The sequence below is a fragment of the Variovorax sp. J2L1-78 genome (genome assembly GCF_030317205.1).
Taxonomy (GTDB): Bacteria; Pseudomonadota; Gammaproteobacteria; order Burkholderiales; family Burkholderiaceae_C; genus Variovorax; species Variovorax arabinosiphilus.
Map to the genome: position 1 here is coordinate 2,619,434 of NZ_JASZYB010000001.1, position 12,847 is coordinate 2,632,280.

The 12,847-nt window shown below is 68.9% G+C and carries 12 protein-coding genes; 11 read left to right on the forward strand and 1 reads right to left on the reverse strand.

Features of this window, described 5'->3' with window-relative positions:
* Positions 1 to 10: 10 nt before the first annotated feature.
* The 11 genes from QTH86_RS12460 to QTH86_RS12510 all read left to right on the forward strand — a co-directional run bounded on the left by QTH86_RS12460 (position 11) and on the right by QTH86_RS12510 (position 10,590).
* Positions 11 to 1,207, forward strand: coding sequence for an ABC transporter substrate-binding protein (locus QTH86_RS12460; protein ID WP_286644380.1), 1,197 nt, complete (start codon positions 11 to 13; stop codon positions 1,205 to 1,207).
* A 12-nt stretch (positions 1,208 to 1,219) separates the two neighbouring features.
* Entirely contained in the window at positions 1,220 to 2,080 is an 861-nt protein-coding gene (locus QTH86_RS12465) for a branched-chain amino acid ABC transporter permease (RefSeq protein ID WP_286644379.1), read from the forward strand.
* Complete coding sequence (locus QTH86_RS12470) at positions 2,077 to 3,036, forward strand: branched-chain amino acid ABC transporter permease (RefSeq protein ID WP_286644378.1); 960 nt, start codon at positions 2,077 to 2,079, stop codon at positions 3,034 to 3,036. Before QTH86_RS12465 ends, QTH86_RS12470 begins: the two co-directional genes overlap by 4 nt.
* On the forward strand, positions 3,033 to 3,809 hold the full coding sequence (locus QTH86_RS12475; RefSeq protein ID WP_286644377.1) for an ABC transporter ATP-binding protein: 777 nt from the start codon (positions 3,033 to 3,035) through the stop codon (positions 3,807 to 3,809). The genes QTH86_RS12470 and QTH86_RS12475 overlap by 4 nt, the downstream gene beginning before the upstream one ends.
* Positions 3,802 to 4,512 carry an ABC transporter ATP-binding protein gene (locus QTH86_RS12480; protein ID WP_286644376.1) on the forward strand — a complete coding sequence of 237 codons (711 nt, stop codon included), beginning with the start codon at positions 3,802 to 3,804 and terminating at the stop codon, positions 4,510 to 4,512. Before QTH86_RS12475 ends, QTH86_RS12480 begins: the two co-directional genes overlap by 8 nt.
* Positions 4,509 to 5,234: a type 1 glutamine amidotransferase gene (locus QTH86_RS12485; RefSeq protein WP_286644375.1), complete on the forward strand. Its 726-nt coding sequence runs from the start codon at positions 4,509 to 4,511 to the stop codon at positions 5,232 to 5,234. The genes QTH86_RS12480 and QTH86_RS12485 overlap by 4 nt, the downstream gene beginning before the upstream one ends.
* Before the next feature lie 194 nt (positions 5,235 to 5,428).
* Positions 5,429 to 6,145 (forward strand): DUF4198 domain-containing protein, encoded by a 717-nt coding sequence (locus QTH86_RS12490; protein ID WP_286644374.1) that lies wholly within the window; start codon positions 5,429 to 5,431, stop codon positions 6,143 to 6,145.
* On the forward strand, positions 6,142 to 6,441 hold the full coding sequence (locus tag QTH86_RS12495) for a DUF3649 domain-containing protein (RefSeq protein ID WP_286644373.1): 300 nt from the start codon (positions 6,142 to 6,144) through the stop codon (positions 6,439 to 6,441). Before QTH86_RS12490 ends, QTH86_RS12495 begins: the two co-directional genes overlap by 4 nt.
* Entirely contained in the window at positions 6,438 to 8,054 is a 1,617-nt protein-coding gene (locus tag QTH86_RS12500; protein WP_286644372.1) for a PepSY-associated TM helix domain-containing protein, read from the forward strand. The genes QTH86_RS12495 and QTH86_RS12500 overlap by 4 nt, the downstream gene beginning before the upstream one ends.
* Entirely contained in the window at positions 8,051 to 8,347 is a 297-nt protein-coding gene (locus tag QTH86_RS12505; protein ID WP_286644371.1) for a DUF3325 domain-containing protein, read from the forward strand. Before QTH86_RS12500 ends, QTH86_RS12505 begins: the two co-directional genes overlap by 4 nt.
* Before the next feature lie 62 nt (positions 8,348 to 8,409).
* Complete coding sequence (locus QTH86_RS12510; protein WP_286644370.1) at positions 8,410 to 10,590, forward strand: TonB-dependent receptor; 2,181 nt, start codon at positions 8,410 to 8,412, stop codon at positions 10,588 to 10,590.
* A gap of 16 nt (positions 10,591 to 10,606) precedes the next feature.
* Here the strand turns inward: QTH86_RS12510 and QTH86_RS12515 are convergent, their stop codons facing one another.
* The gene (locus tag QTH86_RS12515) at positions 10,607 to 12,718 is read right to left on the reverse strand and encodes a TonB-dependent receptor family protein (protein WP_444813809.1); all 2,112 of its coding nucleotides are present in this window, start codon (positions 12,716 to 12,718) and stop codon (positions 10,607 to 10,609) included.
* Positions 12,719 to 12,847 lie beyond the last annotated feature (129 nt).

The window sequence follows — 12,847 nt, forward strand, 5'->3', positions numbered from 1 at the left end:
GAGTTCCACGATGAAGATGACCAAGCGAACCACCCTCGCCACCCTCGCGCTTGCCGCACTCACGACCCTGGGCGCGTTCGGCGCGCACGCGGCCGACGAGCCGCTGCGCATCGGCCTGATCGGCACCTACTCCGGTCCGTACGCCGACTACGGCCGCCAGTTCGACGCCGGCGTCGCGCTGTACCTGAAGGAACACGGCGGCAAGATCGCGGGCCGCACCGTCGAAGTCATCAAGAAGGACACGGCGGGCCCCGCACCCGACGCCGCCAAGCGCATCGCGCAGGAACTCGTCGTGCGCGACAAGGTGAACATCCTCACCGGCCTCGACTTCAGCCCCAACGCCTATGCGGTGAGCGCCATCGCCACGCAGGCGAAGATCCCGACCATCGTGATGAACGCCTCGTCGTCGGCCATCACGAGCAGCTCGCCGTACGTGGCGCGCCTGTCGTTCACCGTGCAGCAGGTGTCCGACCCGATGGCGCGCTGGATGATCAGGAACGGCATCAAGGAGTCGTACGTGGTCGTGGCCGACTACGCGTCGGGCACTGACTCGTTCACCGCCTTCAAAAAGGCCTTCGAAGAAGGCGGCGGCAAGATCCTCGGCGAGCTGCGCACGCCGATGAACAACCCCGACTTCTCGGCCTACGTGCAGCGCCTGAAGGACGCGAAGCCGCAATCGGTGTTCTTCTTCTTCCCCTCGGGCGTGATGCCGCCGGCCTTCCTGAAGGTCTGGAAGGAACGCGGCATGGACGAAGCCGGCATCAAGCTCTTCGCGACCGGCGAAGCTACCGACGATAGCTACCTGGACGCGACCGGCGACGTGGCGCTGGGCCTGGTCACCGCCCACCACTACTCGTACGCCCACCCGTCGCCGAAGAACCAGAAGTTCGTGAAGGACTTCGTCGCGCAGTTCGGCACCTCGATGCGCCCGAGCTATTTCGCCGTGACCGCCTACGACGCCATGGCCGCCATCGACCTGGCGCTCGCCAAGACCAAGGGCGACGTGTCGGGCGACAAGGTGATGGATGCGCTCAAGGGCCTGAGCTTCGAGAGCCCGCGCGGCCCGATCGAAATCGACCCGGTCACGCGCGACATCGTGCAGACCGTCTACATCCGCAAGACCGAGAAGGTCGACGGCAAGCTGGTGAACGTCGAGTTCGACAAGTTCGACAAGGTCAAGGACCCGGCCAAGGAAGCAGCGAAGTAACCGGACCACGCCATGGGCATTGTGATTTTCGACGGGGTGGCCTACGGCATGCTCCTCTTCCTCATCGCGGTGGGCCTGTCCATCACGATGGGCCTGATGAACTTCGTCAACCTCGCCCATGGCAGCTTCGCGATGGTCGGCGGCTATGCCGCGAGCGTGCTGATGAGCCGCTACGGCGTGGGCTTCTTCCCGGCGCTGGCCGCGGCCTTCGTCGCCGCGGCGCTGATCGGCGCGGTGCTGGAATTCGTGTTCTACCGGCGGCTCTACAAGGCGCATCCGCTCGACCAGGTGCTGCTGTCGATCGGCATCGTGTTCGTCTCGATCGCGGTTTTCACCTACTTCTTCGGCCCGACGATGCAGCCCTTCCAGCTGCCGCCGCTGCTCGACGGGCGGGTGTCGCTGGGCGGGCTCGAAGTGGGCCGCTACCGGCTCTTCCTCATCGTCTGCGGTGTGCTCGTGCTGGCCGTGCTGCTGCTGGGCATCGGCAAGACGCGCTACGGCGCCATGGTTCGCGCGGCGGTCGACAACCAGCGCGTGGCCGCCGGCACCGGCATCCACGTGCAGCGCCTGTTCTTCCTGACCTTCTCGCTGGGCTGCGGCCTGGCGGGCCTGGGCGGCGCGCTGAGCCTGGGCATGCTCGGGCTGGAGCCGTCGTTCCCGCTCAAGTACCTCGTGTACTTCCTCATCGTGGTGTGCGTCGGCGGTGCCGGCACCGTCACCGGCCCCTTCATCGCCGCGCTGCTGGTCGGCATCGTCGACATGGCCGGCAAGTACTACTGGCCCGAAGCGGGCGCCTTCCTCATCTACGTCGTGATGATCGTGATGCTGCTGCTGCGGCCCAACGGCATCGTCCCGCGCAAAGGCATCGCATGAAGACCTTCACCCTGACGCCCGCGCGCCTGCGCGGCGCGGAAATCGTGTTCTGGCTCGCGCTGGCCTCCTGCTTCTTCCTGCTGCCCGACAAGCTCACGCTGATGAGCCAGATCCTGATCTTCGGCCTGTTCGCGGTCTCGCTCGACATGGCGCTGGGCTACGCCGGCATCCTCACCGTCGGCCACGCGGCCTTCTTCGGCGCGGGCGCCTATGCGGCGGGCCTGCTCGCCAAGCACGGCTGGGGCGAACCCTTCACCGGCCTGCTGGTGGCGCTGGTCGTCTGCGCCGCGCTGGGCTACCTGCTGAGCTATCTGGTGGTGCGCGGTGCCGACCTCACGCGGCTGATGATCACCATCGGCGTGTGCGTCCTGCTGGCCGAGCTGGCCAACCGCCTGTCGGGCATCACCGGCGGCACCGATGGCCTGCAGGGCATGGCGATGTGGCCTGTGCTGGGGCTCTTCGAGTTCGACCTCTACGGCAAGACCGCTTTTCTCTATGCCTTCGGCGTGGTGTTGCTCATGTTCCTCGGCGTGCGGCTGATCCTGCGTTCGCCCTTCGGCCTGGCGCTGCGCGGCATCCACGACAGCCGCAAGCGCATGCTGGCCATCGGCTCGCCGGTCGAGTCGCGCCTGCGCATGGCCTACGCGCTGTCGGCCGCGGTGGCCGGCGTGGCCGGTGCGCTGCTGGCGCAGGCCACGCAGTTCGTCGGCATCGAGTCGATCGGCTTCAACCGCTCGGCCGAGGTGCTGATCATCCTGGTGCTGGGCGGCACCGGCCGGCTCTACGGCGGGATGATCGGCGCGCTGGTCTACATGCTCGTGCACGACGCCTTCGCCGACCTCAACCCGGAGTACTGGATGTTCTGGCTCGGCATCTTCCTGATCGCGGCCGTCATGGTCGGCCGCGGCGGCATCATGGGCGCGCTGTCGCGTCTTGCGAAGCGGAGCGCGTCATGAAGCCAGCACTGCAGACCCACGGGCTGGGCGTACGCTTCGGCGCCTTCCAGGCGGTGAACGACGTGCACCTGTCGCTCGAGCCCGGCGCGCGCCAGGCGTTGATCGGCCCCAACGGCGCCGGCAAGACCACGCTCATCAACCTGCTGACCGGCGTGATCAAGCCGACCGCGGGCCGCATCGAGATGGACGGCCAGGACATCACCGCCTTCACCGCCGACCGCCGCGCCCGCATGGGGCTGGCGCGCACCTTCCAGATCAACACGCTGTTCCCCAGCCTCACGCCGCTGCTGTCGGTGGTACTCGCCATCAGCGAGCGCGAAGGCCTGGGCGCGGTGTGGTGGCGGCCGCTCACGCGGCACACGGCGCTGTTCGACGAAGCGCACGCGCTGCTCGGCCGCCTGAAGCTCGACGCGCTGGCCGACGTGCCGGTGGGCGAGCTGGCCTACGGCAAGCAGCGGCTGCTGGAGATCGCGCTCGCCATGGCGGCCCGACCGCGCATCCTGCTGCTCGACGAACCCGCGGCCGGCGTGCCCGAGGACGAGAGCGGCGAACTCTTCGAAGCGATTGCCGAACTGCCGCAGGACATCAGCGTGCTGTTCATCGAACACGACATGAAACTCGTCTTCCGTTTTTCGCGCCGCATCTCGGTGCTGGTGGCCGGGCAGATCCTGACCGAGGGCACCCCCGCCGAGATCGGCGCCGACCCGCGCGTGCGCGAGGTGTACCTGGGTCACGCCCATGCAGGCATACATGCGGGAGTGGCCCATGGCTGAACTGCTCGCCTTCGACAACATCGTCGCCGGCTACGGCAACGCGGTGGTGCTGCATCGCCTGGGCTTCACGCTGGCCGAGGGCCAGAGCCTGGCCGTGCTCGGACGCAACGGCGTGGGCAAGACCACGCTGCTCGAGACGCTGATGGGCAACACCCGCGTCACGCAGGGCGCCATCCGCTGGTGCGGCGAGGACATCACGCGCTGGCCCGCGCACCGGCGCGTGCGCACCGGCTTGGGCTGGGTGCCACAGGAGCGCGAGGTGTTCCCGTCGCTCACGGTGGAAGAAAACCTCACCGTGGTCGCCCGCCCCGGCCCCTGGGACCTGCGGCGCGTCTACGGCTTCTTTCCGCGGCTGCGCGAACGCCGCGGCAACTACGGCAACCAGCTGTCCGGCGGCGAGCAGCAGATGCTGGCCATCGGCCGCGCCCTCATGACCAACCCCAAGCTGCTGCTGCTCGACGAGCCGATGGAAGGCCTCGCGCCGATCATCGTGGAAGAGCTGGCCGCGTCGATCCGCCGCCTGTGCGACGGCGAAGGCCTGGCGTCGATCGTGGTCGAGCAACACCCGGTGCTGGCGCTCGAGATGACGCACCAGGCCATCGTGCTCGAACGCGGCACCGTCGTGCACGCGGGCACCAGTGCCGCGCTGGCGGCCGATGCGGTGTTGCTCGACGGCTTGCTGGGCGTCGGCATCGCCGCGTGACGGTGAAACCCATCGCCGTCTTCCAGCACACCGAGGTCGGCGCGCCCGGCACGGTGGTGCCGATCCTGCAATCGCTCGGCCGTGAGGTGCAGGTGGTGCGCATCGTCGACGGCGAACCCGTGCCCGACGATGCGTCGGCGTTCGGCGGGCTGGTGTTCATGGGCGGCTACATGAGCGCGAACGACCCGCTGCCGTGGATCGCGCAGGAGCTCGCCCTCATCCGCGCCGCCGCCGCACAGGGCATTCCCGTCGCCGGCCACTGCCTGGGCAGCCAGCTGGTGGCGCGCGCCCTCGGCGGCAGCGTGCACACGCACGCGCGCCCGGAAATCGGCTGGAACGACATCGTCACCGACGACCACGCGCTGGCCCGCGACTGGTGGGGCGACGCGGCCGGCCAGGCCATTGAGACCTTTCAGTGGCATGGCGACACGTTCACGCCGCCGCCGGGCGCGGTGTGCATCGCCACCGGCGTGCACTGCGCTGCGCAGGCCTACGTGGCGGACGACCGGCACCTGCTGGTGCAGTCGCACCTGGAGATGACGCCGGCGCTCGTGGCGCTCTCGCTCGAACGCAACGGCGCCCAGTTGCTGCGCCAGCACGCCGCCGGCAACCCCGCGGTCGCGTCGATGGTCGAGACGCAACGCGACGTGCCCGCGCGCACTGTGCGCATGACCGGTCACCTGCAGCGGCTCTACGCCCGCTGGTGCGCACGCGCCGCCTGACAAGGCGCTTTCACGGGCTCTGTCGCCTGCGCAATGACCGGTCAGCTCGCCGGACATTGTCGGACTGTGACTTTTTGTGGAATTAGAATGCGAACCGTTCGCATTCTTTTTGAGCCAGGGCGCTGAACGCCTCACCGGCGCATGGTGCACGCAGGCGCCGTCGGCAGCGACCGACCTCTGAACAACACACTTTCATGAAGCACACACTCACCGCCGCCCTCGTCCTGCTAGGCTTCGCCACCGCCGCGCAGGCCCACCAGATCTGGCTCGAGCAGCCCGCCGGCCAGCGCGCCGTGATCCGCTTTGGTGAATTCGGCGAGAACCTGCGCGAGGCATCGCCGGGCCTGCTGGACAAGTTCGTCAAGCCGACCGGCACGCTGGTGTCGGCCAAGGGCGAAACCGTCGGCGACGCCACCAAGACCGGTGACGGCTTCACGCTGCCCTTCCAGGCCGGCCAGGGCGAGACCATCGTGGCCGAAGACGCGAGCTATCCGCTCTTTTCCATGAAGCAGGGCGAGAAGGAAGTGAAGAACTGGTACCGCCCGGGCGCACGGCTGATCACCGGCTTCGCGGCGCAGGCGCCGAAACTGGCTTTCGACATCGTGCCGACCGGCACGCCCGGCGAGTTCAAGCTCTTCCTCAAGGGCCAGGCGCTGCCCAAGACCAAGGTCTCGCTGGTCACGCAATCGGGCTGGGCCAAGGAAGGTCGCACCGACGCGCAAGGCGTTGTCAAGTTCGACATGCCCTGGCAGGGCACCTACGTGGCCGAGGCCAGCCACACCGACCGCACGCCTGGCGAGCGTGGCACCGACAAGTACGACGGCGTGAGCTACGTCACCACCCTCACCTACGTCAAGGCCGACGGGGTGGTCCCGATCCCCGCAGGACCGGCCGCCACGCCCAACAAGTGACCGCCGTGCTCGACCGGGCCCGCAGCGTGGGCCCGCTCCTCTCGCGCATCGCCGCCGCCGTGTTCGGCGGCTATGGGCTGGCCGCCCTGGGCAGCGTCGCCGCGCTCGCGCTGCCGATGGACAAGACCCAGGCGGTGATCACCGGCGCACTGGCGAGCTTCGCGATCTACGCCGGTGCGGTGGTCTGGGTCTTCGCGGTGCGCAGCGCGCGGCGTGCCTGGGCCGGGCTGCTGATCGCGGCCGTGCCGCTGGGGCTCGCGGCCTGGTCCGTGTGGTCCGGAGGCGCCGCCGCATGAGCATCGGCGCCGAACCCCATCCCCGCGGCATCCGCCAGACCATGTCCGACCTGCACATCTGGGCGGGTCTGCTGACAGGCTGGTTCCTCTATGCCATGTTCCTCACCGGCACGGTGAGCTACTTCAAGGACGAACTCTCGCAGTGGATGCGGCCCGAGCTGCAGCATCAGGCCGAGGTGCCCGACCCCGCCGGGGTGGCCCGGCGCATCGTCGACGAGCTGCAGGTGATCGCGCCCGGCAGCACGCAGTGGAGCGTGGGCGTGCCCGACGCTCGCAACAACGTCGCGAACGCTTTCTGGCGCGTGCCCGGCGCCGAGGGCCGGCGTGCCTTCCAGAGCGCGACCTTCGACCCCACCACCGGCCACAAGGTGAGTTCGCGCGAGACGGCGGGCGGCGACTTCTTCTACCGCTTCCACTTCCAGTTCCACTACATGCCGGTGCTGTGGGGCCGCTGGCTGGCCGGCTTCTGCGCGATGTTCATGCTGGTCGCGATCGTCAGCGGCGTCATCACGCACAAGAAGATCTTCGTCGACTTCTTCACCTTCCGGTGGGGGAAGGGACAGCGCTCCTGGCTCGACGCGCACAACGCCCTGTCGGTGTTCGGCCTGCCCTTCCACGCCATGATCACGTACACCGGCCTGGTCACGCTGATGGCCCTGTACATGCCCTGGGGCAGTCAGACGGCCTTCAAGACACCGGCCGAGCGACAGCAGCTCATAGCCGAACTCAGCGCTTTCATCCAGCCGGGCAAACCGAGCGGGCAGAAGGCCGCGCTGGCCCCGGTGGAAGACATGGTGCGGCAGGCGCAGGCACGCTGGGGCCACGACAACATCAACCGCGTGACGATCACCCATGGCGGCGATGCCGCGGCACGCGTGAGCGTGTCGCGCGGCGACCAGGGCCGCGCATCGGTGAGTCCGCAGTACATGCTCTTCGAGGGCAGCACCGGCCAGCTGCTGGAGACCAAGGACCACGTCGGCCCCGCGGCCGAAACGCGCGGCGTGATGTACGCGCTGCACCTGGGCCGCTTCGGCGACACCGTGACGCGCTGGCTCTACTTCATCGTCAGCCTCGCGGGCACGGCGATGGTCGGCACCGGCCTCGTCATGTGGACCGTCAAGCGCCGGCAGAAACTGCCAAACCCCGACAAACCCTACTTCGGCTTCCGCGTGGTGGAGCGCCTGAACATCGCCGCCATCGCGGGCCTGTCGATCGCCATGGCCGGCATGCTCTGGGCCAACCGCCTGCTGCCGACCGACCTGCCCGACCGCGCTGCCTGGGAGATCCACACCTTCTTCATCGTCTGGGGCCTGATGTGCGTGCACGCGGTGCTGCGCCCCGCGAAGAGGGCCTGGCTGGAACAGCTGTGGCTGGCGACCGCGGCGCTCGCGCTGCTGCCGCTCGTCAACGTGTTCACGACCCAGCGTCCGCTGTGGCGCAGCCTGGCCGAAGGCGACTGGGTCTTCGCCGGTGTCGACGGGATGCTGTGGGCCCTGGCTGCACTGCACGCGATGCTGGCGATCCGCACGGCGCGGCACAGCGCCAAGGTGCGGCCCGCCCGCCGGGCCACGCCGCTGCGCCCAACGCCATCATCGGCCGGCGAACGCGCATGACGCATCTGGCCGTCTTCCTGCTCAGCACGCTGGGCTTCGCAGCGCTCGCGCTCGCCATGGAACGCCATCAGGAAGACCTGTTCGGCCATGCGCTGGCGGCGACGACGACCCGCTGGCTGCGCCTGGCCGGCGTGGCCGCACTGCTGCTGGCGCTCGGGGTCACCGTCAGGGCCCAGGGCTGGGGCGTGGGCCTGGTGAGCTTCAGCGGCCACACCAGCCTGGGCGCCGGCCTCGTCTTCGGGGTGCTGGTCGTCATCGAGCGGACGAGGCCCCGCCGGACCGCCCGGCGATAGGTTCTCCGCCCCGACCGGCAGCACCGCCGGTTTCCTTTTCGTTCCCTCTGTCGCACGCCACAATGAATTCTTCGCCTGCCTGTTCGTCCCAACCCCACCCGCGCTTCGCGCCCAAGCCGCTCGCGCAGCGCATGCGCCAATGCCTCGGCGCCTCGCTCGCGTTGCTCGCCGCGGGTGCCACAGCGCAGACCACCACCAGCACCACCCTGCAGGAAGTCGTCGTCTCCGACCAGACCGAAGCCATCGGCGGCTTGCAGAAGACCTACTCGGGCGGCCAGTTCGCGCGCGGCGGGAGCCTGGGCATCCTGGGCATCACCGACCTGATGAACGTGCCGTTCAGCACCACCAACTACACCTCGGAGTTGATCGAGAACCAGCAGGCGCTGACGATCGCCGACGTGGTCATGAACGATGCCTCCGTGCGCACCCTGGCGGCACGGGGCGGCTACGGCGACGACTTCCAAGTCCGCGGCTTCACCGTCAACTCACGGGACGTCGGCATGAACGGCCTGGTCGGCCTGGCGCCTGCGACCCGCATTCCGCTCGAAATGATCGAGCGCGTGGAAGTGCTCAAAGGCCCCGGCTCTTTCACCAGCGGCACGGGCCCCAACAACAGCATCGGCGGCAGCATCAACGTGGTGACCAAGCGCGCCGCCGATGTGCCGCTGACCCGCCTGACCACCACCTACATGGGCAAGGCCCAGTTCGGCACGCACCTGGACGTGGGCCGCCGCTTCGGCGAGGACAACCAGTGGGGCGTGCGCGCCAACGGGGTGTGGCGCAACGGCGAAGGCAACGTCGACGGCGGCCGCCAGCGCCTCGGCCTGGGGTCGCTGGGGGTCGACTACGCCGGCAGCCGCCTGCGCTGGTCGCTGGATGCACTCACCACCAGCGGCAAGACGACGGAGTTCCGTCCGCAGATCGCCTTCCGCAGCGGCATCACGCAGGCCCCGGCCGTGCCGGACAACCGCTCCAGCTTCTATCCCGGCGCGGACATGACGGACAAGGCGAAGACCGTGATGTCACGCCTCGAATTCGACGTCAACGACAACACCACGGTCTTTGCCGGCGTCGGCTACAGCGACGTGTCCACCGACCAGAACTTCCCGACGGCCGTCACGCGGCCCGTCGACCTGCGCCCCAACACGCAAGGAAACTTCTCGGTCAACAACGGCTACTACGACGAGTACAACAAGACGACGTCTGCCGAGGTCGGCGTGCGCACGCGCTTCAAGACCGGCAGCATCGGCCACTCGGTGGTCCTGGCGGCGAACACGCTGCAGCGGGAGACCGGCTACTTCTACCAACTGACCACGACGCCCGTCGCGTCGAATCTCTACAACCCTTCGGCCCTGCCGGCGATCAACTTCGCACGCGGCGAGCCCAGCAAGACGGGTGATCTGGCGATGCACAGCATCGCGGTCGCCGACACGATGTCGTTCTTCAACGATCGCTTCCTGGTGACGCTGGGCCTACGCGATCAGACCATCAACCAGAAGAGCGTGAACGGGTCCACGGCTTACGACGCCAGCGCCATCACGCCGCTGGTCGGTTTGGTGTTCAAGCCCGTGCAGAACATCTCGGTGTATGGCAACTACACCGCGGGCCTGATGGCCGGCGGCATCGCTGGCGCGACGGCGGCCAATCGGGGCGAGATCTTCGCGCCGCAGAAGTCCAAGCAGTACGAAGTCGGCGTCAAGGCCGACTGGGGCACGCTGACCACCCAGGCAGCGCTCTACCAGATCACCCGGCCGAATTCGATGACCGATCCCGTCACGCAGGTCTACAGCTTCGGCGGCGAGCAGCGCAACCGCGGCCTGGAGCTGACGATGTACGGCGAGCTCCAACGCGGGCTGCGCGCCATGGCGAGCGCATCGTTCAATGACGCCAAGCTCACCCGGACGGCGGGCGGCGTGAACCAGGGCAACGACGCCAACGGTGTGCCGGACCGCACCTTCAATGTCGGCCTAGACTGGGACATGCCCTGGGTGCCGGGCCTGAGTCTGAACGGCCGCGTGATCAATACGTCGTCGACGTACTACGACGCGGCCAACCTCCTGCGCATGCCGAGCTGGACGCGCGTGGACCTGGGCGCTCGCTACGCGACCAAGATCGCGGGCAAGCCGGTGGTGCTTCGCGCCAACCTGGAAAATGTCGCCGACAAGGCCTATTGGGTGACCAGCACGTACGTGACCGTGGGCGCCCCGCGCACGCTCATGCTGTCGGCGCAGATCGACTTCTGATCGCGCCGCGCCGCCCTCAAAAAACGTAGGTCGCCCCCGCCCCCACCGTCCAGTTGCGGCCGGGGGCCGACTCGAAGTAGCGGGCGTTGCTTTCGTTGACGATGACCGAGCCGACGGTGCGGCGGTCGAACAGGTTGTCGACGCGGGCGAAGGCGTTCCATTCCCAGCCGGCCCAGCGCTGCACATAGCCCGCCTGCAAAGCGGCCACCACGTAGCCCGGCGCGCTCGCGGTGTTGGTGTCGTTGGCCGCGATGCGACTGAGCGCGCGCAGCTCGGCACCGGCACGCCACCCGAGCGGCGGCGCGTAGCCGAAGGACGCGAAGAAGGACTGCTTCGCGATGCCGGGGATGCGGTTGTCCGGCGCCACCGCATTGCCGCCCGCGCAGGGTGCCGGCGAGCAGAAGCCGTCGCGGTAGCGCGCGTCGAGCCAGGTGTAGGCCAGTTGCGTGCGCCAGTGGTTGCGCGTCTCGTGCAGCCACGACAGCTCGACGCCGTCGCGCTGCGTGCGGCCGGCATTCTGGAAAGTGGCGCGGCCGCCGCTGTTGGTGGCGGTCACGATCTCGTGGTCGGTGCGCGTCTGGAACACCGCGGCGGTGAACAGGCCGTCGGCCACGCGCGCCTTCGCGCCGATTTCCAGACTGCGATTCACTGAGGGTTGCAGCGCGAAATTGAGCCCGCCCACGTTGCCCGGCCGGTACGAGAGTTCGTTGAGCGTCGGCGTCTCGAAGCCGCGGCCGCCCGTCACATAAAGATTGAGGTCGCGCGTGGCCGCGAAGCGCAGCGCGGCCGCCGGCAGCAGCTGGCGGTAGCGCGCGTCGCCGCTGTCGTCCCCATTGATGCCGCGCTGGTAGCGGTCGTCCGAGTCGAAGCGCACCGTGCTCTGGCGCAGGCCGGCCTCGAGCGACCAGCGCTCGGCGATGTCCCAGCGCGCCTGCACATACGGGTCGACGTTGCCGACCTCGTTGCGCTCATCGCGGCGCAGCGCGCCCTGCACGCCCAGCTGCTGCGCCGCACCGGTGCCGATGAAGTTCTCGTAGCCGCGGCGCTGCTCGTGCAGCGAGTCGTAGGCCAGGCCGGTCGACAGTTCGAAGGGCCGGCCGGCCAGCGCGGTGCGCACCGTCCAGCGCGCGTCGAAGCCGGCGTAGCGGCGCTGCAGGTCGATCACGCCGCCGGCGCTCAAGGCACTCGCCTGCGCCGAGGGCGGGATCGACTGGAACTGCGTGGTCCGCCGGTCGCCGGCGTACAGCATCAGCCGCAGGTCCTGGTCGGCGTCGATGCGACGTTCGTAGAGCAGGCCGACCTGCGTCTGCTCGACCGTCTTGCGCGTGTCGTACTGCGTGGCGAGCGGCGCGGCGCGCGGGTCGGCCTCCAGCTGCGCCTGCGTGAGGCCCAGCGGGTCCTGCGCATCGATGCGCACGCTGTTGGCGATGAGCGTGAGCCGGCTGCCGTCGTCGAGCTGCACGCCGAGCTTGCCGTTGGCGATGTCGCGCGTGGCGGCGCTGTGGTCGCGATAACCGTCGGTGCGAAAGCGGCTCGCGCTCAGCACGTAGTCGATGCCGCCGCTCGCACCCGAAGCCTTCGCGCCGAGGCGCGTGCTACCGAAGCTGCCGCCCGCCACCGAGAAGCCGAGCCGCGGCGGTGCCTCGCCGTCTTCGGTGAAGACCTGGATCACGCCGCCCGACGAGTTGCCGTACAGCGCCGAGAACGGGCCGCGCAGCACCTCGACGCGGTCGGCCGAGCCAAGGTCGATGTTGGTGCTCTGGCCCTGCCCGTCGGGCAAGGTGGCGGGGATGCCGTCGACATACAGCCGCACGCCGCGCAGCCCGAAGGTCGAGCGCGCGCCGAAGCCGCGGACGGAGATCTGCAGGTCCTGCGCGTAGTTCTGGCGGTTCTGCACCTGCAGGCCCGGCACGCCACCGAGGCTTTCCGACAGGTTGACCTGTAGCTTGCCGTCGCGCAGCTGCTGTCGGTCGACCAGGTCGACCGAGCCCGGCAGGTCGAAGGGCACGGTGGCGCCGCGCGGCGTGGAGACGGTGACTGCACGCAGGCTGGGCGTGCCGCCGGCCGGCGGGTTCTCGATCGTGGGGGCAGCGTCCTGCGCATGCAGCGCAGCGGCGAACAAGGCCATGGCAGCGGCGGCGGTCTTTTTCATGCGCCGATTCTGCAAGGCATCCATCGGCGCCCCTGTCAGGGACCACCCCGTCGTCGCGATGGATCAGCAGGCCGGCGTTTGCCCTTTCGACAAATCAGCTGTGCG